The following is a 4,249-nucleotide window of genomic DNA, read 5'->3' as shown; positions in this document are numbered from 1 at the left end:
GATCCGGCCGGGACCGGGGCCAGGAAACGCAGCTTGTCGAAGCCGTAGTTGACCCCCATCACCACCCCGTCCAGCGGCTTGACCGCGTCATAGCTCATGGCCGAGGCCAGGCTGAGGGTCAGGAATCCGTGGGCGATGGTCCCGCCGAACGGCGTCTGCCGGGCCGCCTCGGGATCGACGTGGATGAACTGATGGTCCTCGGTGACGTCGGCGAAGGCGTCGATGCGGGCCTGGTCGATCTCGAACCATCTGGAGACGCCGACCTCCTGGCCGATCAGGGACGACAGCTCGGACGGATGGGGCATGGTCAGGCTCCGATCGGGGTGAAACGGTCTTCGATGATGGCGGCGAACAGGGCCGGGTCGATGTTTCCGCCCGACAGGACGACGGCGGTGGTCAGCCCCTTGGTCTCGACCTTGCCGGCCAAGAGCGCCGCCAGAGACACCGCGCCGCCCGGCTCGATCACCAGCTTCAGCACCCGAAAGGCGTAGCGCACCGCCTCGGCCGCCTCGGCGTCGGTGACGGTGACGACCCGCTCCAGCCGCTGATTGATGGGCCAGGTCAGCTCGCCGGGGATGGGCGTCATCAGGGCGTCGCAGATGGTCCCCGGCGCGGGCGCATGGGTGACCCGCTGTCCGGCCGCGAACGACATCTGGGTGTCGTTATAGGCCGCCGGTTCGACGCCGACGACGCGCGTATCCGGCGACCGCGCGGCCAGGGCCAGGTTGATCCCCGCGATCAGCCCCCCGCCCGAGGTTCCGCACAGCAGTTGATCCAGCGGCGCATCCGCCTGCTCCACGATCTCCAGCCCGACCGTGCCCTGGCCCTCGATGACGAAGGGATCGTCGAACGGCCGCACCAGGATGCTGCCGCGCGTGGCCGCGATCTCCTCGCCGATGGCTTCGCGGCTCTCGGCGTATCGGTCATAGGTCCGCACCTCGCCGCCGAAGGCGATGACCCCCTCGACCTTCACCCTGGGGCTGTCGGCGGGCATGACGATGACGGCCGAGGTCCCGACCAGCCGCGCCGCCGCCGCCACCGCCTGGGCGTGGTTGCCCGACGAATAGGCCACCACCCCGCGCGCCCTCTCGTCGTCCGTCAGGCGGCTGATGCGGTTGTAGGCGCCGCGGAATTTGAAGGCCCCGGCGTATTGCAGGTTCTCGGCCTTCAACAGCACCCGCCCGCCCAGCCGTTCATTCAGGGCCGGGCTTTCGATCAGGGGGGTGCGGACGGCCTGTCCGGCGATCTGACGGGCGGCGTCCTGGACGCCTTGGAACGACGCGATGTGCATGACGCCACTTAAGCCGAAGCCGCGTCTCGGCCCAAGAGACGATCTGGACGATGACGGCGCGCGCGGGCGCCGCTAGGGTCCCGGTCATGACCGATACGCCCGCCGCCGCCAGCGCCGACCCTTCCGCGATCCGGCTGTGGCTGATCGACGCCTCGGCCTACATCTTTCGCGCCTATCACGCCCTGCCGCCGTTGACGCGCAAGTCCGACGGCCTGCCGGTGGGCGCGGTCCAGGGCTATTGCAACATGTTGTGGAAGCTGATCCGCGACATGAAGGGGGCGGACGGGCCGACCCATCTGGCCGCCGTCTTCGACCATTCGGAAAAGACGTTCCGCAACGACCTGTACGATCTGTACAAGGCCAACCGCTCGGCCCCGCCCGAGGATCTGATCCCCCAATTCCCCCTGGTGCGCCAGGCGACGGCGGCCTTCGGCGTGCCGTGCGTGGAGCTGCCGGGATATGAGGCCGACGATCTGATCGCCACCTACGCCTGCCGGGCGCGCGACGCGGGAGGCGAGGCGGTGATCGTCTCGTCCGACAAGGACCTTATGCAGTTGATCGGACCCCACGTCGTCATGTGGGACCCGATGAAGGACCGCCGCCTGGCCGAGGACGCGGTGATGGAGAAGTTCGGCGTCACCCCGGACAAGATGATCGATCTTCAGGCCCTGGTCGGCGACAGCGTCGACAATGTGCCCGGCGCGCCCGGCATCGGTCCCAAGACGGCGGCCCAACTGCTGGACGAATACGGCGATCTCGACACCCTGCTGGCCCGCGCGGGCGAGATCAAACAGCCCAAGCGGCGCGAGACCCTGATCGAACACGCCGAGCAGATCCGCCTCAGCCGCCGGCTGGTCGAACTGGTCCGTGACGTCCCCGCGCCTGAACCGATCGCCGACTTCGTGGTGCGCGATCCCGATCCGGCGACCCTGTCGGCCTTCCTGGACGAGATGGAGTTCCGCACCCTGGCGCGGCGCGTCGGCGACGGCAAGGCGGCGGCCCACGACGGCTCGGCCTTCGCACCGAAACCGATGTCGGCGCCGGTCGCCACGCCCCGCTACGCCCCCGCCGAGACCCCCGCGCCGGGCGCGAGCCAAGGTCAGGATCAGGGCTTCGACGCCGACGCCTATGTCTGCGTCCAGACCGTGGAGGCGCTGGACGACTGGATCGCTCGGGCGACGGCCGCCGGGATCGTCGGCTTCGACACCGAGACCGACGCCCTGTCGTCCACCCACGCGGGCCTGTGCGGCTTCTCCCTGGCCGTCGGGCCGAACGAGGCCTGCTATGTGCCGCTGGGTCACGAACATCCCGACGCGCCGGGCGCGGGCGGCGGGCTGGACTTCGGCGACGCCCCGGCCCAGCCGCCGATCCAGCAGATCGACATGGCGACGGCCCTGGCCCGGCTGAAGGCCCTGCTGGAGAACCCCGCCGTGCTGAAGGTGGGCCAGAACATCAAATACGACATGGCCGTCATGGCCCGGCGCGGCGTCCGCGTGGCGCCGATCGACGACACCATGCTGATCAGCTACGTCCTGGACGGCGGCAGTCACAACCACGGCATGGACGAGCTGTCCAAACGCTGGCTGGGCCACGAGCCGATCGCCTTCAAGTCGGTGACCGGAACCGGCAAGGCGCAAAAGAGCTTCAAACACGTCGAACTGGTCCCCGCCACCCGCTATGCGGCCGAGGACGCGGACGTGACCCTGCGCCTGTGGCGCATCCTGAAGCCCCGCCTGGCGACTGAGCGCCTGACCGCCGTCTATGAGACGCTGGAGCGCGGCATGCCCGCCGTCCTGGCCGACATGGAGCTGGCGGGCGTCCGCATCGACCCGGCCCGGTTGAAGCGGCTGTCGCACGAATTCGGCCTGCGCATGATCGAGCTGGAGGACAAGGCCCAGGCCCAGGCCGGCCGCCCCTTCAACCTGGGCAGCCCCAAACAGATCGGCGACATCCTGTTCGGCGAGATGGGCCTGCCCGGCGGCAAGAAGACCGCCACCGGCCAATGGGGCACCGACGCCAGCGTGCTGGAAGACCTGGCCCTGACCCACGACCTGCCGCGCACCCTGTTGGAATGGCGCCAACTGTCGAAACTGAAGGGCACCTATACCGACGCCCTGACCGCCGCCGCCGACCCGAACACCGACCGGGTGCACACCAGCTATCAACTGGCCGCCGCCTCGACCGGCCGCCTGGCCTCGTCGGACCCCAACCTCCAGAACATCCCGATCCGCAATGAGATCGGCCGCCAGATCCGCCAGGCCTTCATCGCCGCCCCCGGCCATGTGCTGATCAGCGCCGACTACAGCCAGATCGAGCTGCGCCTTCTGGCCCACATCGGCGACATCGCCGAGCTGAAACGCGCCTTCAAGGCAGGCCAAGACATCCACGCCGCCACGGCGTCCGAAATGTTCAACGTCCCCATCGATCAGATGGACGCCGAGACCCGCCGCCGCGCCAAGGCGATCAATTTCGGCATCGTCTACGGCATTTCCGCCTTCGGCCTGGCCGCCCAGCTCGGCATCGATCAGGGAGAGGCGGGGGCCTATATCAAGACCTATTTCGAGCGCTTCCCCGGCATCCGCGCCTATATGGACGCGACCAAGGCCCAGGTGCGCCAGGACGGCTTCGTCTCCACCGTCTTCGGCCGCCGCATCCACATTCCGGCCATCCATTCCAAATCGGGCGCCGAGCGCCAGTTCGGCGAGCGCGCCGCCATCAACGCCCCGATTCAGGGCGCCGCCGCCGACATCATCCGCCGGGCCATGATGCGCATGCCGGGCGCCCTGGCCGAGGCGGGCCTGAAAACCCGCATGCTGATGCAGGTCCACGACGAACTGGTGTTCGAGGCCCCCGAGGCCGAGGCCGAAGCCGCCGTGGCCCTGGTCAAACGCGTGATGGAGACCGCCGCCGAACCGGCCGTGGCCCTGACCGTGCCGCTGATCGTCGACGCGCGCGCCG

Annotated in this window: 3 protein-coding genes; 1 reads left to right on the top strand and 2 read right to left on the bottom strand. The window is 69.2% G+C overall.

Annotated features, from left to right (window positions below; all coding sequences use genetic code 11):
• Positions 1 to 305, bottom strand: a 305-nt coding sequence (locus V7D63_RS13245) for a MaoC family dehydratase (protein WP_333592746.1), incomplete at its 3' end; no start/stop codon positions are given.
• 2 nt (positions 306 to 307) lie between these two features.
• Positions 308 to 1,291, bottom strand: coding sequence for a threonine ammonia-lyase (locus tag V7D63_RS13240; protein WP_333592745.1), 984 nt, complete (start codon positions 1,289 to 1,291; stop codon positions 308 to 310).
• An 86-nt stretch (positions 1,292 to 1,377) separates the two neighbouring features.
• Between V7D63_RS13240 and polA the strand changes: the two genes are divergently transcribed.
• On the top strand, positions 1,378 to 4,249 hold a 2,872-nt coding region (polA, locus tag V7D63_RS13235; RefSeq protein ID WP_333592744.1), incomplete at its 3' end, for a DNA polymerase I.

It is taken from the genome of Brevundimonas sp., assembly GCF_036732845.1.
In the GTDB taxonomy this organism is placed as follows: domain Bacteria; phylum Pseudomonadota; class Alphaproteobacteria; order Caulobacterales; family Caulobacteraceae; genus Brevundimonas.
This window is presented reverse-complemented; position numbering and strand designations above follow the sequence as displayed.